The organism is Capnocytophaga ochracea DSM 7271 (genome assembly GCF_000023285.1).
Taxonomy (GTDB): Bacteria; Bacteroidota; Bacteroidia; order Flavobacteriales; family Flavobacteriaceae; genus Capnocytophaga; species Capnocytophaga ochracea.
On the sequence record NC_013162.1, the window covers coordinates 2,042,246 to 2,063,139 of the forward strand.

Sequence of the window (20,894 nt, forward strand, 5' to 3'; positions counted from 1 at the left end):
AACAATAAAAAATCCCTTAAAGTAACATCATACTTTAAGGGATTTTTTCTATCTAATTGTTATTTGTTTAATCAAATAAAGTGCCTTGCCTTGCAGGATTCACTCTACCTAAGTGTTTATAAGCTAAATCGGTTACTTCGCGTCCGCGAGGAGTACGCACGATAAATCCTTCTTGAATGAGGAAAGGTTCATACACCTCTTCAATAGTTTCAGCACTTTCGGAAACGGCAGTCGCCAAAGTGGTAATTCCCACAGGTCCTCCTTTGAACTTATCAATAAGGGTTGAGAGAATTTTGTTGTCCATCTCGTCTAATCCGTGAGCATCTACATTTAAGGCTTTAAGTCCGAAACGGGTAATAGCAATATTTATTTCACCATTGCCTTTTATCTGAGCAAAGTCACGAATACGGCGCAAAAGAGCATTCGCAATACGCGGGGTACCTCTACTTCTGCTCGCTAATTCTATAGCAGCTTCCATAGAAATAGGTACTTTAAGGATAGAAGCACTGCGCCGAACGATATCTGCCAAAAGTTCGGTAGAATAATACTGCAATCGACTTTGAATACCAAAACGTGCACGCATAGGAGCTGTAAGTAGCCCTGAACGGGTGGTCGCCCCTATAAGCGTAAATGGATTGAGATTGATTTGTACGGTGCGGGCGTTAGGCCCTGATTCTATCATTATATCAATCTTGTAGTCCTCCATAGCCGAGTAGAGATACTCTTCTACTACTGGACTCAAGCGGTGTATCTCGTCGATAAAAAGTACATCCCGCTCTTGCAAATTGGTGAGTAATCCTGCCAGATCACCAGGTTTATCAAGCACAGGGCCTGAAGTAATTTTGATACCTACGCCCAATTCGTTAGCTAAAATATGAGCGAGAGTAGTCTTTCCAAGTCCAGGAGGTCCGTGAAAAAGGGTATGGTCAAGTGCTTCGTGACGCATATTAGCAGCTTTTACGAATACTTTTAGGTTTTCTAAAACTGCTTCTTGCCCTGCAAAATCATCAAACGACAAAGGGCGCAAGGCTCTTTCTATATCGAGTTCTTGCGCCGAATAATTTTCTTTATTTGGGTCTAAGTTTTTATTCAAGCTTTTAGGATTTAAGGGATAGGAGTTAGGAGATAGTATCACTTCATATTGCGAAGATTGATTACTTCTTGCTGAGTGAGGCGACGCCAATGACCACGAGGTAAATCTTTTTTAGTAAGCCCAGCAAATACTACACGGTCGAGTTTTTCTACTTGATAGCCCAAGTGTTCAAAAATACGACGTACAATGCGATTGCGACCACTGTGAATTTTGATGCCTATTTCATTCTTAGGTTTGTCGTTCACATAGCTGATTTCATCTACTTCAATAAGACCATCTTCTAACTCTAATCCGTCTTGTACCTTCATAAAGTCTTTGTAGTCGAGTTTGCGGTCGAGAATTACGTGGTATATTTTGCGCACACCGTGAGTGGGGTGAGTGAGTTTTTTGGTAAGCTCTCCATCATTGGTAAGCAATAACAAACCTGTAGTAGCTCTGTCTAAACGACCTACAGGCAAGATGCGTACATTGGTAGCATTTGCGACCAAATCCATTACAGTTTTGCGTCCTTTCTCATCGTTGGTAGTGGTGATAAAACCTTTGGGTTTGTTGAGCAAGATGTATTCTTTCTTTTCAGAAGAAAGGAGTTTTCCATCAAAACGCACTTCATCAGTAGGCTTTACGCGATAGCCAAGCGTGGTCATTACTTCACCATTCACCGTTACATTACCTGCCGAAATATACATATCGGCATTACGGCGTGAGCAGATACCAGCATCGGCAATATATTTGTTCAAACGCACTTCAGCTGGAGTGGTAGTAGGGTAGTCTATAGGAGCGTTGTTTTGAGGTTTGTAGGTATTGTTATAAGGTTTTTTGTTGAAAGGTTTTTTATAATTATCGTTTCGGTTATAACCTTCATTATGGTTGTAGTTGTTTGGTTTACTATATCCCTCGTTCTTTTTGAAGTTAGGATTGTAAGATTTTCTATTTTCGGAGTTGTAACCATTGTTACTATTGTTGTAACGATTGCCACCGTTATTTTCATAACGATTACCGCTATTATTTTCATAACGGTTGCCACTGTTATTGCTGTAACTGCGTCCTTCGTTCTGTCCGTAAGTTTTCTTTTTGAATGAACTATTGCCGTTGTTGTTGCGATTGTTACCGCTGTTATAAGAAGAATTGTAAGGCTTTTTCTCTGAATTCCCATTAGAGGAATAGCTATTCTTCTTGTAATTATTAAATTTTTTGTTTTCCATATAAATTAAATCTCTCTATTATGTATGCCGACGCATTACATTATGCTAAGGCTTCTGAACCTCCTACAATTTCTATAATCTCACCAGTAATAGTAGCCTGGCGAGCTTTGTTGTAGGTAAGTATGAGTTCGTTCTTAAGGTCTTGAGCATTGTCGGTAGCTTTGTGCATAGCTGTCATACGAGCACCGTGCTCAGCAGCTACTGAGTCGCGTAAGGCTTTGAAAATCTCTGTTTTCAGAGAACGCGGAATGAGTTCTTCTACAATCTCTTGCTTAGAAGGCTCATAAATATAATTTGTATTTAGTTCTTTGCCTTTTGCTTTAGTCGCTATAGGCTGAATAGGCAAAAATGTTTCTTCGGTAAGAATTTGTGTAGCTGCATTCTTAAAGCTGTTGTACACCAATACTATCTGGTCATATTTACCCGAAGTGTACAATTCCATTAGTTCTTCAGCCAAAGCAGCAGCTGTAGCAAAGGTGAGCTTATCGAAAATCTCGCTGTTATGAGCTATAATATTGTCGTATTTTTTCAGCACATCATTGCCTTTTTTACCTATGGTGTAGAGTTGTACCTGCTTGTCTTTATAGGTAGTTTGTTTTAACTCTAACGCTTTTTTAATCACGCTGGCATTGAACGCCCCGCAGAGTCCTCTATTGGAGGTGATAGGTACCAAAAGTACTTTTCTTACTTCTCCTTTGCGTGGATTATAAACATTCTCATCACCCAAGGCAGCACTAAGATGTTCTAATAACTGCTTGAGTTTATAAGCATAAGGCTTCATCGCTACAATAGCATCTTGAGCCTTTTTCAGTTTGGCTGCCGATACCATTTTCATCGCTGCCGTGATTTGCATCGTTGAACTTACCGATGAAATTCTGCTTCGTATTTCTTTTAAATTCGCCATTTTATCAATTAACAGTTAGCAATTTTATCATTGCTGTTGAAAAGAATACCTTTGATAGACATCTATTCCTTCTATCTTCCTTAATGAAGGTGATTTGCTATGGAATAGCTGAGAGGTTAGAATAATAAGGTTTTCCAAATCAAAACCCTGAATAGTACGTCCTAAAAGGAAAGATATGGTATATTCTTGCCAATTCTTACCTTGTTCTTTTGCTATTTCTGATACTTTTTGCAATATATCCCACATTTCAGTTTCTGTGATATATTGGCACCAATAACACCATTTAGCCAAAGAAGCTGCTCTACACAAATCCCACGCATAAGCCGATTTTACTGCTTCTACTTGTGCTAATTCTATTCCCAAACCTTTGGCTATCTGTTTCTGTATTTTGCTAAGCTCAGGTGAGGTTTGCGTTAGCAGATGACGGAACTGTAATGAACGTTTCTGTGCTAATAAGTCACTTATAGTTTCTTTAGCAGATGCTGTATCTGTTATTTCCCATTGTCGACGTAATCCTTTCTGATATGTTTCTAATATTTCAGTAGGTATCAAGTTTAGTAGATTTTCACCACGGTAATACGTTAGTATCGCCCCAAAAGTAAGCAATCGTATCTGTTCCTCTGTTAAAGGGTTTTGATTGATGTGCCCTATTTGTTTTTGCAAGTGTTTTTTTGTATAAACTTTATTTACATAAATCTTTAGCGCAAATAAAAAGACGGCTCCAATAATTACCCATATAATAACACTCATAAGAATAAATGTTTAAAAAGATGTATTTACTATTTTGCGTATTTTTCACTCAAATCTTTCGCTACTTTTTCGAGAGTAGCTGTAATCTCATCGGTGAGTTTGCCAGCTTTTAGCTCGTCTAAAATGTCACGATGGGATACATTGAGGAACTCTAAATATTCTCTCTCAAATTCTTTTATCTTGTCCACAGGCACTTGTCTCAATAAGTTTTTAGAACCTGCATAGATAATTGCAATTTGGTTTTCTACGGGGTAAGGGTCGTTTTGTGGTTGTTTCAAGATTTCCACATTGCGTTTTCCTTTTTCGATAACCCCCATAGTAGCTGCATCGAGGTCAGAGCCGAATTTGGCAAAAGCTTCGAGTTCGCGGTATTGTGCTTGGTCTAATTTGAGGGTACCCGCTACTTTCTTCATCGATTTAATCTGTGCTGAACCTCCCACACGCGATACCGAAATACCCACGTTGATAGCTGGACGTACCCCTGAGTTGAACAAATCGGACTCCAAGAATATCTGTCCGTCAGTAATAGAAATCACGTTAGTAGGGATATAGGCTGATACGTCACCCGCTTGAGTTTCGATGATTGGCAAAGCAGTGAGAGAACCTCCTCCTTTTACGAGTGGTGCAATGCTTTCGGGTAGGTCGTTCATCTGGCGTGCGATAGTATCATCATTAATTACTTTGGCAGCGCGCTCTAATAAGCGAGAGTGCAAGTAGAACACATCACCAGGGTAAGCCTCACGTCCAGGTGGGCGGCGTAATAGAAGTGATACCTCACGGTAAGCTACCGCTTGTTTAGAAAGGTCGTCGTAGATAATAAGAGCTGGGCGACCTGTATCACGGAAGTATTCCCCAATAGCAGCTCCTGCGAAAGGTGCATATACCTGCATAGGAGCAGGATCAGAAGCATTAGCTGCTACAATGGTAGTATAAGCCAAAGCACCCGCATCTTCTAAGGTTTTAGTGATACCTGCTACGGTAGAAGCTTTCTGACCAATAGCCACATAGATGCAATATACTGGTTTGCCCGCATCGTAGAACTCTTTTTGGTTGAGGATAGTGTCGATACACACGGTAGTTTTACCCGTTTGTCGGTCACCAATCACTAACTCACGTTGTCCGCGACCGATAGGAATCATTGCGTCGATAGCCTTGATACCTGTTTGTAGAGGTTCGTTTACAGGCTGACGGAAGATTACCCCAGGGGCTTTGCGTTCCAACGGCATTTCGTATAGTTTGCCAGTAATAGGACCTTTACCATCAATGGGTTGCCCTAAGGTGTTTACCACACGACCTACGATACCTTCGCCTACATTGATAGAGGCGATGAGCCCCGTGCGTTTTACAGTATCACCTTCTTTAATATCAGTTGACGGTCCTAAGAGGGTAATCCCCACGTTGTCTTCTTCGAGGTTGAGGACAATCCCTTGTAGTCCGTTGTCAAATTTCACTAATTCACCATATTGCGCATTCGATAGTCCAAAGATACGCGCAATACCATCTCCCACTTGTAATACCGTTCCTACTTCTTCTAAAGAAGCATTGGCATCGAAGTGCGCTAATTGTTCTTTTAAAATTGCTGAAATTTCAGCGGCTTTTATTTCTGCCATTTTTTCAGGTTTTAAGTTTTTAATATCTCCCGTGGATTACACGGATTTTACAGATAAGATTCAATTAATAAGATTATTTAGGAAGGTCTTTCCAATAAGTTACACAAATTTCCACGAAAAAGGAATCATATATTTGGTAATTATTACTTATTCGTATCCAAGAATTGCAGCTCCTTCAAGAATTGTTCCGTCTAATCCTGATTCTTTTGAGGCATATTCAATTCGCATTAGAACTTTTGAAACTCTATTATGCTTATCTAATTCTCTACCATACTGAATTTTTCTAAAATCGTGTCCTATAAAATCCTTTACAGTTTTATTCATAGTAAGTACATTATTTTTATTCCATTTTCCCATTTTTCCATATGGAATGAGATAATGGGCTAATACAAAAAAAGGAGTTTCATAAGCTAAATCAGCATACATTACATAAGGTTCATTATCATAAGTATAAGAGTATTCTTCATCTTTTCCTATTTTAATCTTAACAATATTACCATCTTTCCAAAATATCTCTTGTATCTCTTCTTTTTGATATTTCTCATTCCCTTTAAAAGAGTTTATAGCTTTTTTTGAATAGGTTATGAGCTTCATCAAATAATTGTCTTTATATTCAAAAATAGTAGAATCTCGTTGAATTTCTAAAGGTCTTGGATTAATTTTACTATGACTTTCTGTAACAGTATATTGTATTTTATTATCTAACAATGAAAGATGTGAATTTATTTTGATTTCTCCATCAATAATATTACGGGATATACTTTCTGTTTCTATTTGATTTTCTCCTATGTACTTAACAATTGTGTTAAAACCATAGTTTAAGACATTCACTATTTTATTGTTTTTATAAGTGTAATAATGAGGGTCATAATGACTTAAAGGTATTTTTCCTCCTTTGTAGGCATACTCTACACTTTTTACATTCATAGTAATAGGCTTCTCTTCCTCAACTATTGTATTTTCTTTATCTTTAGTACAAGATATGAATATAAGTGTCATTAGCAAAAATAGTATTTTTTTCATCTTATTCAATCTTTAAATAATTCCTTTGTTGAAAAGCTTAAACTTGGAAACGCTATTGAGGTTACAGTATCACCTTCTATTATAGGAGGTTGTGCGATATACTTTCCATTCTCTAAGCAATAGATATGTATAGCTTTGTAATCGGCGAAAGGATAGACTACCCAATATTCACGTACGCCACTTTCTTGGTATAATTCAAATTTTTGTTTCGTATCGTTTTCAGTATTTGTAGGTGAGAGTATTTCTACTACCAAATCGGGAGCACCTTTACAACCGCGTTCGTCTAATTTTGAGGTATCGCATATTACACATACATCAGGTTGTACGACTGTATTTTCACTAAGGCGCACATCAAAAGGTGCATAATAGAGTTTGCAACCACATTCTTCATCAAATACTCCTAACATAGTACGTACCAATCGGCGTGAAATATCTTGATGAATCCGCTTAGGGGCAGGGCTCATTGCAAATATCTTTCCTTTGAACAATTGTATTTTTTCCTTTAGTTGCCATAGCAAATAATCGGCATAAGTGTACGTTCTGTTCAAGTCTAACTGGTCTATACTTGTTACCATAGTTTTAGCTTTTATCTACAAAAACAATTTTTCTTGAAACTCTTGTTGTAATCGGTTGAGTTTGTGCGCTACACTAGCGTTGTATTGGACATCACCTACACGGAGGATAAAGCCCCCTATAATGTTTTTATCTACCTTGTTTTCAAGAGTAACATTTTTATTTTTAGTAAGCATCATTACCTTTTCGAGTATCTCTTTGCGGGTAGCTTCATTAAGCGGACTTGCCGTAGTTACTACTGCTGTTTTGTTATGCTTATAATCGTTGTACAATACAACAAACTTCTCGGCTACTGCTCCGAGTATTGGCAAGCGTCGGTTCTGAATAAGCAAATCGAACAAACGTTGCGTTTCAGGAGTAACCATTGTAAATATTTCAGTAAGGACATTCTTCTTTACCGTTGTTTTCACAATAGGCGAAATGAGCATACGCTCCAAGTCCTTATTCATTTTTATTGTTTTATCTATCAAGGTCATATCAGCGAAAACCCCTTCTAATGCATTTTGTAGAAGAGCGTATTCCAAGAGTGCCTTGGCATATCTATTTGCTACTCTCAATCCGTACATAACCTATTTAGTTTAACGTAACACCTTTTAGATAATCGTTGATGAGGGCAGTTTGTTTCTTCTCGTCTGAGAGTTCGCTCATCATCACTTTCTGAGCCATTTCAACAGAAAGAGCTGCCACTTGGTCTTTCAGTTGTGCCAACGCTACTTTCTTCTCACTGTCAATCGCTTGTTGCGCTTGTTTGATAAGCTTTTCGCCTTCGCGTTGTGCTTCTTCTTTGGCTTCTGTTACGATTTTATCCTTAACATCTCTTGCCTCTTTCAAGATTACATCTCTCTCGGCACGTGCTTCAGCTAAAAGACGTTCATTATCGGCTTTGAGATTTGCCATTTGTTTTTGAGCTTCTTCAGCAGCTTCCAAAGCCTTATTGATAGAGTCTTCGCGTTGCTTTACCGCATTCATTATGGGCTTCCAAGCGTATTTTGCTAAGAGGAAAAGCAATATCAGAAATATGAGAGTATTCCAGAATAGTAAACTTTCGGGGTGTGCTAAATTCATTTCTTTAGTTGTTATTTAGTCTTTAATAATATGATTATTTTATTCTCTTTTGTGTTCCTTTATATAGGGATAAAAGGCAATTCACCATTAGTGGCATACGCCCTAATTTATAAAACCGTTGTGTAACCAACCGTTGCACAACGGTTTTGTCGTCCTATTTTGCGATGAGTGCTACTACCACAGCAAAAAGGGCTACCCCTTCAATAAGTGCTGCTGCAATAATCATCACAGTTTGAATTTTTGAAGACACTTCGGGTTGGCGTGCTACTCCTTCAACAGCAGAAGCACCAATTTTACCAATACCGATTCCGGCTCCAATGGCTGCTAATCCAGCCCCAATTCCTGCTAAAACCATATATATAAAATTAATTAGTTACTTGTTAATTATCAATTGTTAATTATCAATTGATTAGTGTTCTTCTTCCACTGCCTGTCCTATAAACAAAGCTGATAACAGTGTAAAAACATAGGCTTGCAAAACAGCTACCAATAGCTCCAAGATACAGATAAACAAGGTAAAAACTATCGACACAGGCGATATATACACCGTTCCAAAGATGAAGATGAGTGAAATCAAGCTCAGTACAATGATGTGCCCTGCCGTCATATTGGCAAATAAACGTATCATCAAGGCAAAAGGCTTAGTAAAAACACTCAACATTTCAATAGGTATCATAATTGGTAATATCCAGGTAGGAACTCCTGGGGGAGCAAAAATATGCTTCCAATAGTGTTTGTTACTGCTAAATAAAGTGAGAATAAGGGTAAAGATAGCCAACATACCTGTGAAAAGAATATTGTTAGTTACCGTACCAGCAAAGGGGAAAAACGGAATTAATCCGAAGAGGTTTCCTATCCAAATCAAGAAAAACACAGTAAGCAAATAAGGCATATACCTATTGTAGTACTTTTCGCCTATGTTAGGAATCGCTATCTCATCGCGCACAAAGAGCACTATGGGTTCTAAAACTCCTGTTAAGCCTTTAGGAGCTTTGGGGTTCTTCTTGTAAGAACGTGCCATAGAGGTGAAGATAAGCACCATCAATACCGATACTAAAAGTAATGAAAACACGTTCTTAGTAATAGAAAAGTTTAACGGACGTGTATTGGTTACTTCTCCTTTCTCGTTGAAAGAGAGAGGTGTATCAGCATTTGCGTAGTAAATATCTTCTTTGTAGCGCACAAATCGCTGTCCGTCTTTATCTACTACTACTGTACCTTTGTTGTCGTGATGGAAGGCACTCGATAGGAAAGTCACTAATCCTTTATCGGTATAAAGAATGATAGGCAAGGGTAACGAATAAGTGTGCCCTTTATAATCAAACAAGTGAAAATCGTGTGAATCGTTGATGTGTTCATCAATCAAATCGTTGATTTGAAAAGGCTCTCCTTCCTCATTTTCAGTTGCAAAACCTTGTAGAGGAATGAGTGAGGTTACAAATAAAGTGATATATAGAATGTAATTCTTTATTTTCATTACTTGTTTTGTTTTTATTCGTGCAAATGTAGGAGTTTTTATTTAAGTGACGAAATTATTTAACACATTTTTTTACTTAATATAATATAACCTACTGAAATACAGAAGTTATATTTTAGCAGTTGAGATTTAGGTTTCGCTCTAATTATTAACTTCTAATTCTTATAAAATGCTATACACAGGGTGTCCTTTGAGTTTCTCTCTGCCGTTCAGAAAGTGGAGTTCCATCAAGAAATCTAGTTGTACAATATCGCCACCGAGGCGTTCTACAAGTTTTACTACCGCTTCAGCAGTACCACCAGTAGCGAGGATATCGTCGTGAATAAGGATTTTTTCACCTTTCACAATAGCGTCTGCGTGAATTTCCAATACGTCTTGTCCGTACTCCAAATCGTAGGTTTGTGAGAGGGTTTTGTAAGGTAATTTACCTTTTTTGCGCACCGGTACAAAGCCAGCCCCCAATCGTTGTGCAAGCAACATCCCAAAGAAAAAACCTCTACTTTCCATACCCACTACTTTGTCTATTTTCTGTCCGTGCAGGTTCTCCACGAGCAAGTCGATTACATATTGCCCTGCTTTCACATCCATTAGCAATGGTGTAATATCTTTGAAGATAATTCCCTCTTTAGGAAAATCTTTAATATCTCTAATTTTACTTTTGATATATTCTTTTTTGTCCATTTTTTTACTTGTTACCTAATTACGTGGATTAAACACTTCTGCTAGCATACACCTCGCACTGCCTCCTCCACAAGTCTCAATGGTCTCTAAATTGCTGTGGAGTATCTGGGTATATTTCTCAATTGTCTGTATCTGTTGAGGGGTAAGGGCGTTATAAGCGGTATCACTCATCACCAAATAAGTACTGTCCTTACCCTGCACTTGTAGCATATTGCCTGCGTACTGACACATCTGCTCAGGGGTGATGCTGATAATCTCTTTCTTGTCTTCTTTTAGGTGATGCAAAAGGTTCTTGCGCTCACTCTTGTCGGTGATAGTATCTAAGCACACCACCGCAAAATTTTCACCTAAAGCCATCATTACATTGGTATGATAAATAGGTACTTGCTTACCATCTACCTTTTGGTAAGCCTTGAAAATTACAGGCGTATACTCAAAATCTTCACAGAACTCAATAAATAGTTCCTCATCAGCGCGGGGCGAGAGCGCACAATAAGCCTTGCGATGCACGCGGTCGAGCACCATAGCCCCCGTACCTTCCAAGAAGATGTTTTCTTGCTCAGCATCAGTATAGTCATACACATTTTCGATGAGAAAACCTTCTTCCTCTACCTTGTCCAAAATATCCTCACGACGCTCACGACGCCGATTTTCAGCAAACATAGGGTAAATTGCTACGTTGCCATTTTGGTGAAAGGTAATCCAATTATTCGGAAATACCGAATCAGGAGTGTTTTGCTCGTAAATATCGTCTACGCCAATCACTTTTACTCCTACCTCACGTAGTTTATGCACAAAGGCATCAAACTCTTGTTGCGCTTGGCGATTGATTTCCTCGTTCTTCAAATCCATTTCCTCCTGGAAATAGTTGTTCACAACGGTTTCTTCGTTCATACGGAAGCGCACAGGGCGCACCATTAGTACAGTATTGGTAATTTGTTTTTTCATCAGTAAACAATGGTTAGCACTCAAAGCGACAAAAGTACAAAATAATCAGTAATTAACAATGAAGCAAGAAAAATTATTTTTTCAAAAACGCTACAATTCCGATTTTATCAAGCTCCATTTTAATTTCACCTTGCCTCTATTTTATCTTCCTCTTATCTTCACCTTATCTTCACCTTATCTTCGTTCATTGTTCGTCTTTTGTTCGTCTTTTGTTCGCCTTTTGTTCGTTGTAGAGCCACTGTAGAGCCACTGTAGACCCACTGTAGAGCCACTGTAGAGCCACTCATTGTTCGTTTATCATTTAAGCTCTGTATAAGTTACCCCTAATTTCACCATTAACCATTAATCTCTTTGCTAGTGTGAGTTTGTAGCTCGTACCTAAAAAATATGCACCAAAAAATTGTACAATTAAAAATTAGTTGTACATTTGTAGCGAATTTAAAAACCATTTAAACACTATTTAAAAGAAACAGAAAAAACACTTACATAAAGACATAAATTAGCGTTTCGCTTTATAATTTCCTTTTTATAGAAAACGACCATTTTTATTAAAGTAACTAAAGGGAAGTAGAAGTGGAAATGCCTACGTTATAAGCGTGGGCATTCCTTTTGCTTTAGTTACTGCCTTTGGTCGGGCTTCTATAAAAGTATAAGGAATGTGCCCGCGTTTTTTTATGCGCTTATATGAACGACAAAGGCAGAATCCGAAAAGCCTGTAATAGAGTAGGAAAAATTTAAACTATTCAAAAAAAAATGAAACACAAATTATTTTTAGTAGCTTTCATAGCTGGGTTTCTTGCAATCACAGCTTGTAAGAAAGATGAAAACAAAGGAGAAGAAGGGAAAACACTTAAAGTTTATCTTACTTATGGAGAATATGATAATCCTTTAGTGGGGAGGAAGATATATGCTTTTATTGACCCTAAAAAGATAGCAGTTACTCTATTGGAACAAGATAAAGAAGGTACTATTGATGGTACAAAATCAATAAGGGGACAAAATATTACTGACAACACTGGTAGCTATATACTTTTTTCGAATTTAAAAGTTGGGTATACATACATAATAATAACTAAAAATAATAGTTGCCTAAGAAATACTAAGGAGAAAAATAAAGTAAAAATAGAACCATATCATAATGGTTTAGTATATAATGTTGAATTCTATCAGGAATCAAATATTATTGTTAATAACTTCTTAGGGAAAGAAGTTTATTATACAATTGACAAGCCTGAATACGAAGGTATTGATGCCCAAAATATGTGGTTCTCAAATAGTAGTAGACAAATAACAATTAAACCCAAAGTTTATGACAATAATCAAATCTCTTCATTGGATAGCTATTATAAACATACTTTAATGCTTTATGATTCACCAAATGATACTATTCGACTTGTGAAAACTATAAACTTTGAAGTAAGAGAAGGTTGTGAACCTACTATAATTAATTTAAAACCATAAAATCCAAATATAATGAAAAGAAAAATCATTTTAACTGTATTTTTAATGTTGAATCTCGGTTTTGCAGTAGCTCAAGCTAAAAACTCGAGGAAAGAGTATACCGCTGTAGATAACCACACCTATAAAAAAGGGGAAACATTAGCTTTCGGTGTGCCAGCAAAAGGTACTCAGTACGAAAATATCTTTATCAATGATATTATAACCACTGGTGACTATATTTCTATGTTCACGGGAGGTTCTGTTGAAAAGAAAAGTTCGGACAATGCTACTAAAGAACAACTTTCAGCTTTAGGTAATAAGGCTACTATTAAATATTTTGCCAATGGTATAGAGAATAATAAGTTGGTAGTTCTAAAATTAGATGATAAGAAAGAGATAAGGGCTTTCTTTGATAAGGCTTTACAAAACGGTGAAATTAAATCACAAGCCCAAGACTTTCAAACTACCGCTGATAAAATCTTTGCTAATGCTACAAGAGGTAAAGGTGATGGCAATGGTACTGTAAAGAGTTTTTCACCTAAGTTTGATGTAAAGATCCTTTCAGTAGTAGGAGACAAAAAGGCTCAAACCGTAACTGTAAATCTCTTGATTTCTCATAAATTAGTGCATCAAAAGGTATGCTTTAATGAAGATTCTAGCCATCTTTGGTATAATGCTAAAGCATACGATTTTGAAGGTAATACATATCTATCTAAAGAAGTAGGTATTGGAAGTGACAGAAACTCTTATTATGCTTGTAATACAGTTCCTACTGAAGTGCCTGTAAAAGCTTTTGTAACTTTTAAACAAATATTACCAAGTGTTAAAGGTTTGAAATTTGCTTCTATATTAACAAAGTTTGGTCCTACTGATGGTTGGGATCGTGAAGTGACATATCTTGAACTCTCAGACCTCGTAATAGATTGGAAGTAATAAATCATCTAATAGTAAAATTACACAAAATCCCCGCAAAACTTATTGCAAGTCTTGCGGGGATTTTTTGTCTCTACACAGCATTACTACAATACAGCAATGCAAGAAATCTCTACTTCTACGGATTTAGGTAATTGTGCTACTTGTACGGTTTCGCGTGCAGGTGCTGTTGCCTCGTTGAAATAGCGTGCATATACGCCATTTACTTGCGCAAATTGCCCCATATCAGCTAAGAAAATAGTGGTTTTTACTACATTCTCAAAAGTAGCTCCTGCTTCGGTAAGGATAGCTTTGAGGTTTTCCATTACTTGTTTGGTAGCGGCTTCTATGCCTTTCACTACTTCTCCCGTTGCAGGATTTACTGGTATTTGTCCTGATACGTAGAGTGTGTTGCCAGCTTTCACGGCTTGTGTGTAAGGACCAATAGGTGCTGGCGCTTTTTCTGTAAAAATGATATGTTTCATATAGCTATTAGTTATTAGTCGTTAATTGTTTGTCGTTAGTTTTGTAAAGTTGGCTTTCAGAGTTCCTACGTTGCCTACTCTGTCTTTGGCGTTTACAATGAGTTCGTATCTATTGGTTTGGGTAGTATCAATATCGCTGAAATGAAAGGTGAGGCATCGGTTTTTAGGTTCATATTCAAAAAGAATCCACTGTCCATTTAGGGTGGCGGAACAAGATTCAAATCCCGTAAGATTATCGCTTACTAAAATCTTGAGAGTATTACCTTTCACAATGCCACCGTTCCTAAAATTCACTGCTTTAAGAGTGGGCGGAATAGTATCCTTACGTAAATAAAACTTTCCTAAGTTACGCGATTTGGCTGTAAACACACCATCTTTATAGACCGTTGGTTCATAGCCCCCGTTCGAACGAGCTATAAATACCTTAGAAGTATCTTCATTGGCATAAGTATCACTTTTGATAGTTACAGTAAAGAACTTTTGAGCAGGAATGAACGAACTACCCACGGTTAAAGTATCTTTAGTGCTAGTAATATTCATCAAATAGTCTTTATAAAAAGTATCTTCGGGGAAGTATACACTTCCGTATTCCATTTCGTAATAATTATCACGAGTAGCAATTACTTGCTTATTGCCTTTAGGTTCTGGTCGAGCTGTTTTTAAAGGCTCTCGTTTGCCTTCTATGGGAATATTGATTTTAGTAGTATTCCCTTTAAAATCTTCTGCAATAATAGATACAGTGTATTGTTTACCTTCTTCAATAGTAAGATAACCTTTATTAGGTTTTAAGGTAGGATATACTGATTCGAGTTTGTTGTTAGGCAATTTGTACAAAAGCTGTACAAACCCTTTGTGTTGTGCATATCGTTCGTAGTCTATAAGTGCATTAAGGTAACGTGTTTCGTCATAGTTTACTTTATCAAAGACAGTTTCTAACTGGGTCTCTCCGTTGAGAAGTAAACTCACCTTATAAATACCATTGCGATGCATTGTTTCATCTTGACGGTCATAGCCCAAAATACCAAAACCTATGGTGCCAATCGCATTAACTTTCTCGGTGAGGTAAGTGCCGTCTATCTGTTTATTTTTATTGAGCTGACGTGGTAACTGAGTGTTATCTATTTGTGCGTCATCACTTAGCGAATAAGCATATACAAGCAATACATCAGGAGGAGTGGTGTCTTGTATTTCTTGAAAACCAAAAAGCAGAGGATTCCAACCGTTATTGTGAATATCGCGTACCTCAAAATGCAAGTGTGGTCCTCTACTTCCGCCTGTATTACCACTGAGAGCTATCCAATCGCCTTTTTTTACGACAAATTGTTTTTCGGGAAGAAGTATATCGATATCATAGCTTTGCTTTTCGTATTGTTTTTGCTTTACGTAAGCTTCTATTTCAGGGGCGTACTTTTGTAAATGCCCATAAGTAGTTACATAACCATTGGGATGAGTAATAAACAACATTTTGCCATAACTGTAAGGACTTACTTTGATACGAGACACATAGCCATCTTCGGCAGCAAACACCTGCAGTCCTTCACGACCTTCGGTTTTCAGGTCGATGCCACCGTGAAAGTGGTTGGGACGCAATTCAGCAAAATTACCTGCGAGCAAAGGTTTGGTGTTGAGAGGCATTGCGACCTGGAAAGACTGAGCTTCTAAGGTAAGAGGTAAGAGGTAAGAGGTAAAAAGTAAAAGATTGGATAATAAGCAGGCGATAAGTTTTTTCATTGTTTCCGTTTAAAATATTTTGCTTTTGTAAAAACGGCGCAAAAGTAAGAATAATTTGTCAATTAGCCAATTTGTAGATTAGTAAATTAGTAAATTTTTGTTAGTGGTTAGATATTTTAGGTATGAAAAAAAAAACTTTGCCAAAGTTCTATGGCTTTGGCAAAGTTCGTGTGATAAGATTTCTTAAAGCGTGCTGATGTTCAAATCTTCCAAATCAAGAGTAGCACCTATTTCTAAGAGGTGTAAGCGACGGTGGTCGTCTTTGAATTTGCGTTTAGCCGCTTCTTTATCAATTTTAATTACAGGGAAGGTGTCGTAATGCACACCTAACACATTGCCTACCTCTACAAAACGAGCCGCTGTAAGAGCATCGCGTACGCCCATTGTATAGTTGTTGCCGATAGGAAAAATTGCTAAATTCACCTTGTATTGGTGAGGAATAATTTTCATATCGTAATGTAAGGCGGTATCTCCTGAAATGTAGATAGTATTATCGTTGTAATCAATCAAGAAACCAGCAGGATTGCCTCCATAAGAGCCATCGGGGAAGGAAGATGAGTGTTCTGCCTTAATCATCTTTATTTTTACCTTGCCATCTACGAAGCGGTGAGAGCCTCCGAGGTTCATTGCGTGACCACTAAGCCCTAATTTTTCAAAATGAGCGAGAATTTCAGGATTGGTAATCAGTTGAGCGCCTGTACGTTTGGCAATAGCTCCTACATCGGCAATATGGTCGCCGTGGGCGTGGGTAATGAGAATGTAATCCGCTTTGATAGAGTTTATATCAATGTGTGAAGCCAAAGGGTTTGGGCTAATAAAAGGGTCTACGAGAAAGTGAGTCCCATTGATGTCTATATTCACGCAAGCGTGACCTAAGTAAGTTACTTTCATAGTGTTTTATTTATTTGTTGTTTAAGGCTACAAATGTAGAGATAAAAAATGAATAAAGCAAATAATTTTCAGTTTTTATTTTAATGCCACTTCCACAACCAAGTACAATTTTTTAAATTAGCAAATAATCCTTACTTTTGCGCTCTAAACTGAAAAAGAATGAAAAATACCTATATATTAGCTATAGAATCTTCTTGCGATGACACTTCTGCTTCAGTGCTTTGCAATGATAAAGTGCTTTCTAATGAGGTGGCAAATCAAGAGGTGCATAAACAATACGGCGGGGTAGTGCCCGAATTGGCTTCACGCGCTCACTTGCAAAATATAGTGCCCGTAGTGGCTCAAGCGCTCAAAAAAGCAGGAATAACCAAAGAAGAACTTTCGGCTATTGCTTTTACAAGAGGACCAGGATTAATGGGGTCGTTGCTCGTGGGGACTTCATTTGCTAAATCGATGGCAATGGGACTGAATATCCCGCTCATTGAAGTGAACCACATGCAGGCACATATTTTGGCACATTTTATAGATGAAGGTCAGCCGAAACCCGAGTTCCCTTTTCTCGCAATGACCATCAGCGGGGGGCATACCCAGATTGTGAAGGTAAACAGCTTTTTTGATATGGAAGTGTTGGGCGAAACCCTTGATGATGCAGTAGGGGAGGCGTTCGACAAAACCGCTAAAATATTAGGACTTCCTTACCCTGGAGGGCCTCTCATCGATAAATACGCCCAAGAGGGTAACCCTAAAGCCTTCAGTTTTTCTAAACCTAAAATATCTGGTCTCAACTTCAGTTTTTCGGGACTTAAAACAGGTATTCTCTATTTTGTACAGAAAAACATTGAAGAAAATCCTAATTTCATAACTGAACATTTAGCCGACATCTGTGCCTCGGTACAACATACTATTGTGGAAATACTGATGAGCAAACTCAAAAAAGCTGTAAAAGAAACAGGTATCAAGCAAGTGGCTATTGGGGGAGGGGTATCGGCTAATTCGGGTATTCGCAATGCCCTCACAGCTTTAGGACAGCAGTACGGTTGGCAAACCTTTGTGCCTAAATTTCAGTATTGTACCGATAATGCAGCAATGATAGGCATCGTAGGGTATCACAAGTTTTTAGAAGGAAATTTTGTAGCACAAGAAGTAACTGCTCAAGCGCGACTTTCTTTTGATTAGCAGATTTCTTAATTTATTTTGAAACATTCAAAATAAATTCGTACTTTTGTCTCCTAAATTATAAAAACCATTGAAAAGATGAAGACAGAAACATCATTAAATGAAAAACAAGGACACTGGATTCTCGCCAAGCTCGGCAAGAAAGTGTTACGCCCAGGAGGAAGAGTACTCAGCGAATGGTTAGTGAAAAACTTAGAGATTACCTCCAAAGATGATATTGTAGAGTTTGCCCCAGGCTTAGGATTTACGGCTAATATAGCCTGTTCTTACAAGCCTTTCAGCTATACGGGAGTAGATATGAATGAGGCAGCCGCTGCTTTGGCTAAAAAGAATATTCACTATGAAAATGCACGCGTGATTGTAGCTGATGCCGCAGCTTCTACACTTCCCGCTGCTTTTGCTAATAAAGTGTATGGTGAGGCAATGCTCACTATGCAACCTCTTGAACACAAAAAAGCTATTATTGCAGAGGCTTTTAGGATACTCAAACCAGGAGGTTATTACGCTATTCACGAATTAGGCTTACAGCCAGACAATGTGAGCGACGAGGTGAAAAACGATGTTTTTAAAGAACTAAGTGCTAATATACGTGTACACGCACGTCCTATGACCCCCAGTGAGTGGAAAGCTCTTTTTGAAGAGCAAGGTTTTAAGGTGGTGAAAGAACAGCACAACGCAATGCTCCTACTTGAAAACAAGCGTGTATGGCAAGATGAAGGGATATTCCGCACGCTTAAATTCTTCTTTAATCTCTTCACCCACCCCGATTTGCGCAAACGCGTGATGAATATGAAGAAAACGTTTAGAAAACACCAAAAGAACTTAGACGCTATTGCTCTTGTTGTTCAAAAACCCCTTTAAACGATTTTACAAAAAAGCTCATATCTTTATAGGAATTCTCCTATAAAAATATGAGCTAAAAAAAGTAACAAATAAAAATAATTTTCTTCGCTTTAATGGTCTTTTACAATTACGAGTTGTGCTTTTGAACCTGTTGCTAAATCCCAACGATTGCGTATAATGGTGTTACCTTTGTCGTCCAGCACCATAAACTCGGCGGTATTAGGCCCTGATTCACCTTGGTTGAGCGCTAAAAACTCTACTTTGTTGAAACCTGGTTTCAATTCTACTTTAAAACCTCTGAACTCTCCAAGAAGAAAAATATCGCGAACTTCTTCTACTCCATTCACATATAAACTCACTCGATCGCCATCAATAGCTGCGAAGTCGCGACAATATACATTTACAAACTTTCCATTATTGGTGAAGTCGCCAAAGAATTGGTCGCCTTTTGGGGCTTCGTAATCTTCCCGTTTATGGTCGTTGAGTACCTCATAATTAGGTTTGAACTCTATTTTACGCTGTACCAAATTACTCTTTCCCGTAAAATCAATGCTCTTTTCAGGCATCTTCATCCAGGGATTATTCTCTTTTTTAGGAGCTACCCGCAGATTGATGGGACTACCCTTGTACTCTATCTCAGGTGATTTTTCTAACGGAATGACTACCTTCTCATCTTTTTTACGTGTTTCAAAAGGTTGAGCTTGAGCTACTAATCCCCCTAATAAAAGTAATATGTATAGACATAAATGTTTCATATTGTTTGAGCATTTACTTTTTTATAGCGATAACTATGCCAAATTTGCTATTTTGCCAATTGTTTTATACCTTTGCACTTCATTATAAAATATTTTTTTATGAAAAACATTGCATTATTTGTAGCGCTGTGTGCTTCTTTTGTAGCAACAGCACAAGACGACCTAATCAGATCGGTAGCAGGAAATCAATCGGCTAATGCTGGATTTCAGTTTACTACCATTATTAACCTCGAACGCACCGACGTGAAAGACCAAGGTAGCAGTGGAACTTGCTGGAGCTATGCAGGGGCTTCGTTTATAGAAAGTGAGATGAAGCGTATGGGTAAAAAGCCTATTGACCTTGCTGAAATCTACACTGCTCGCAACTGCTATATCGAAAAAGCTAAACAATATGTGCGTATGCACGGCAATTTGGATTACGGACAAGGAGGTGAACTCCACGATGTAATCAATATGTACGCCAAATATGGTGCTGTACCTCAAAATGTTTATACAGGCTTGCACTATGGTACTACTCGCAATGATTTTGGTGAACTGCACGCTATCCTACAAGGCTTTTTAAAAGGAATGATAAGAAATGGTGAAAAGAAGAAAAAACTCACCTCTAACTGGCTACCTGCTTTCACAGCTACTATCGATGCCTATTTAGGTGCAGTGCCCGAAAGTTTTATGTACGAAGGTAAAAAGTACACTCCTCAGAGCTTTGCTAAAGAGCGCGTAGGTATCAATCCTGCCGACTATATAGAAATGGTATCGTATGCCGATCAGCCTCTCTACAAAAACGTATTTATGGCAGTACCCGATAACTGGAGCTTTGATTATGCTTACAATATTGCAATGACTGACCTCACTAAAACCATTGACAATGCGCTTAAAAAAGGTTATACAGTAGCGTGGGCAGCCGATGTGAGTGAGCGTTATTTCAGTTGGAAAAACGGAGTGGCTTTTGTGCCTGAAAAAGAAGTGAGTGAGATGAGTAACGAGGAAGCCTTGTATCTTTTTTCTAATCCTCCTACTGCCGAAAGAACCATCACCCCCGAGATGCGTCAGCGTGATTTTGACAATTATCAAACTACCGATGACCACGCAATGCACATCGTAGGGCTTGCCAAAGACCAAAACGGACGTGAGTACTACATCGTGAAAAACTCTTGGGGATTGCGCAACGACTATGAGGGCTACTTATATGTAACTAAAGCCTTTGTAGAGTTTAAAACAACTGCCATTATGCTTCACAAAGGAGGAGTGCCGAAAGAGGTACTTTCAGGTAAGAGATAAGAAGTTAACACTAAAAATTGTTCATTATTTATTGCTAATTAATAAATTGTTTTGTAT

At 38.0% G+C, this 20,894-nt stretch carries 23 protein-coding genes; 5 read left to right on the forward strand and 18 right to left on the reverse strand.

Translation table 11 applies throughout. The features are described from left to right. Positions 1–67: 67 nt before the first annotated feature. The 14 genes from ruvB to COCH_RS12600 all read right to left on the reverse strand — a co-directional run bounded on the left by ruvB (position 68) and on the right by COCH_RS12600 (position 11,613). Positions 68–1,093 carry a Holliday junction branch migration DNA helicase RuvB gene (ruvB, locus tag COCH_RS08595; RefSeq protein ID WP_041546957.1) on the reverse strand — a complete coding sequence of 342 codons (1,026 nt, stop codon included), beginning with the start codon at positions 1,091–1,093 and terminating at the stop codon, positions 68–70. Between the two features lie 38 nt (positions 1,094–1,131). Then, a complete protein-coding gene (locus COCH_RS11605) occupies positions 1,132–2,295 on the reverse strand; it encodes a pseudouridine synthase (RefSeq protein WP_015782768.1) in 1,164 nt (387 codons plus the stop codon). 40 nt (positions 2,296–2,335) lie between these two features. After that, on the reverse strand, positions 2,336–3,199 hold the full coding sequence (gene atpG / locus COCH_RS08605; protein WP_041546805.1) for an ATP synthase F1 subunit gamma: 864 nt from the start codon (positions 3,197–3,199) through the stop codon (positions 2,336–2,338). 27 nt (positions 3,200–3,226) lie between these two features. Then, positions 3,227–3,949 carry a DUF1266 domain-containing protein gene (locus COCH_RS08610; RefSeq protein WP_015782770.1) on the reverse strand — a complete coding sequence of 241 codons (723 nt, stop codon included), beginning with the start codon at positions 3,947–3,949 and terminating at the stop codon, positions 3,227–3,229. A 29-nt stretch (positions 3,950–3,978) separates the two neighbouring features. Next, the gene (atpA, locus tag COCH_RS08615) at positions 3,979–5,559 is read right to left on the reverse strand and encodes a F0F1 ATP synthase subunit alpha (RefSeq protein ID WP_015782771.1); all 1,581 of its coding nucleotides are present in this window, start codon (positions 5,557–5,559) and stop codon (positions 3,979–3,981) included. Between the two features lie 147 nt (positions 5,560–5,706). After that, positions 5,707–6,582, reverse strand: a complete 876-nt coding sequence (locus COCH_RS08620; protein ID WP_015782772.1) for a hypothetical protein — start codon at positions 6,580–6,582, stop codon at positions 5,707–5,709. A 5-nt stretch (positions 6,583–6,587) separates the two neighbouring features. Then, positions 6,588–7,157 (reverse strand): Uma2 family endonuclease, encoded by a 570-nt coding sequence (locus tag COCH_RS08625; protein ID WP_015782773.1) that lies wholly within the window; start codon positions 7,155–7,157, stop codon positions 6,588–6,590. A 15-nt stretch (positions 7,158–7,172) separates the two neighbouring features. Continuing rightward, complete coding sequence (gene atpH / locus COCH_RS08630) at positions 7,173–7,721, reverse strand: ATP synthase F1 subunit delta (RefSeq protein WP_015782774.1); 549 nt, start codon at positions 7,719–7,721, stop codon at positions 7,173–7,175. A 7-nt stretch (positions 7,722–7,728) separates the two neighbouring features. Next, positions 7,729–8,220, reverse strand: coding sequence for a F0F1 ATP synthase subunit B (locus COCH_RS08635; protein ID WP_002671464.1), 492 nt, complete (start codon positions 8,218–8,220; stop codon positions 7,729–7,731). A gap of 154 nt (positions 8,221–8,374) precedes the next feature. After that, complete coding sequence (gene atpE, locus COCH_RS08640; protein ID WP_002671466.1) at positions 8,375–8,575, reverse strand: ATP synthase F0 subunit C; 201 nt, start codon at positions 8,573–8,575, stop codon at positions 8,375–8,377. A 54-nt stretch (positions 8,576–8,629) separates the two neighbouring features. Further along, positions 8,630–9,697, reverse strand: coding sequence for a F0F1 ATP synthase subunit A (atpB, locus tag COCH_RS08645; RefSeq protein ID WP_009420066.1), 1,068 nt, complete (start codon positions 9,695–9,697; stop codon positions 8,630–8,632). Between the two features lie 162 nt (positions 9,698–9,859). Further along, positions 9,860–10,378: an adenine phosphoribosyltransferase gene (locus COCH_RS08650; protein ID WP_009420067.1), complete on the reverse strand. Its 519-nt coding sequence runs from the start codon at positions 10,376–10,378 to the stop codon at positions 9,860–9,862. Between the two features lie 15 nt (positions 10,379–10,393). Continuing rightward, positions 10,394–11,326, reverse strand: a complete 933-nt coding sequence (ctlX, locus tag COCH_RS08655; protein ID WP_009411912.1) for a citrulline utilization hydrolase CtlX — start codon at positions 11,324–11,326, stop codon at positions 10,394–10,396. Positions 11,327–11,484: 158 nt separating this feature from the next. Next, positions 11,485–11,613 carry a hypothetical protein gene (locus tag COCH_RS12600; RefSeq protein WP_262481552.1) on the reverse strand — a complete coding sequence of 43 codons (129 nt, stop codon included), beginning with the start codon at positions 11,611–11,613 and terminating at the stop codon, positions 11,485–11,487. 466 nt (positions 11,614–12,079) lie between these two features. On the opposite strand from COCH_RS12600, the gene COCH_RS08660 reads away from it, so the two are divergent. Together COCH_RS08660 and COCH_RS08665 are read left to right on the forward strand one after the other, a co-directional pair. Beyond that, on the forward strand, positions 12,080–12,787 hold the full coding sequence (locus tag COCH_RS08660) for a hypothetical protein (protein ID WP_015782775.1): 708 nt from the start codon (positions 12,080–12,082) through the stop codon (positions 12,785–12,787). Positions 12,788–12,799: 12 nt separating this feature from the next. Next, the gene (locus COCH_RS08665) at positions 12,800–13,699 is read left to right on the forward strand and encodes a hypothetical protein (RefSeq protein ID WP_015782776.1); all 900 of its coding nucleotides are present in this window, start codon (positions 12,800–12,802) and stop codon (positions 13,697–13,699) included. A gap of 86 nt (positions 13,700–13,785) precedes the next feature. Here the strand turns inward: COCH_RS08665 and COCH_RS08670 are convergent, their stop codons facing one another. The 3 genes from COCH_RS08670 to COCH_RS08680 all read right to left on the reverse strand — a co-directional run bounded on the left by COCH_RS08670 (position 13,786) and on the right by COCH_RS08680 (position 16,785). Further along, the gene (locus tag COCH_RS08670) at positions 13,786–14,163 is read right to left on the reverse strand and encodes a RidA family protein (protein WP_015782777.1); all 378 of its coding nucleotides are present in this window, start codon (positions 14,161–14,163) and stop codon (positions 13,786–13,788) included. Positions 14,164–14,184: 21 nt separating this feature from the next. Next, positions 14,185–15,894: a M23 family metallopeptidase gene (locus tag COCH_RS08675; RefSeq protein WP_015782778.1), complete on the reverse strand. Its 1,710-nt coding sequence runs from the start codon at positions 15,892–15,894 to the stop codon at positions 14,185–14,187. A gap of 183 nt (positions 15,895–16,077) precedes the next feature. Further along, complete coding sequence (locus COCH_RS08680; RefSeq protein ID WP_015782779.1) at positions 16,078–16,785, reverse strand: metal-dependent hydrolase; 708 nt, start codon at positions 16,783–16,785, stop codon at positions 16,078–16,080. Positions 16,786–16,944: 159 nt separating this feature from the next. Between COCH_RS08680 and tsaD the strand changes: the two genes are divergently transcribed. Both tsaD and COCH_RS08690 read left to right on the forward strand, forming a co-directional pair. Continuing rightward, the gene (gene tsaD / locus COCH_RS08685) at positions 16,945–17,961 is read left to right on the forward strand and encodes a tRNA (adenosine(37)-N6)-threonylcarbamoyltransferase complex transferase subunit TsaD (RefSeq protein ID WP_015782780.1); all 1,017 of its coding nucleotides are present in this window, start codon (positions 16,945–16,947) and stop codon (positions 17,959–17,961) included. A gap of 78 nt (positions 17,962–18,039) precedes the next feature. After that, complete coding sequence (locus COCH_RS08690) at positions 18,040–18,822, forward strand: class I SAM-dependent methyltransferase (protein ID WP_015782781.1); 783 nt, start codon at positions 18,040–18,042, stop codon at positions 18,820–18,822. A 92-nt stretch (positions 18,823–18,914) separates the two neighbouring features. Here COCH_RS08690 and COCH_RS08695 read toward each other — a convergent pair whose 3' ends face one another. Beyond that, on the reverse strand, positions 18,915–19,559 hold the full coding sequence (locus COCH_RS08695; protein WP_015782782.1) for a hypothetical protein: 645 nt from the start codon (positions 19,557–19,559) through the stop codon (positions 18,915–18,917). Positions 19,560–19,658: 99 nt separating this feature from the next. Between COCH_RS08695 and COCH_RS08700 the strand changes: the two genes are divergently transcribed. Further along, positions 19,659–20,837 carry a C1 family peptidase gene (locus COCH_RS08700; protein WP_015782783.1) on the forward strand — a complete coding sequence of 393 codons (1,179 nt, stop codon included), beginning with the start codon at positions 19,659–19,661 and terminating at the stop codon, positions 20,835–20,837. Positions 20,838–20,894 lie beyond the last annotated feature (57 nt).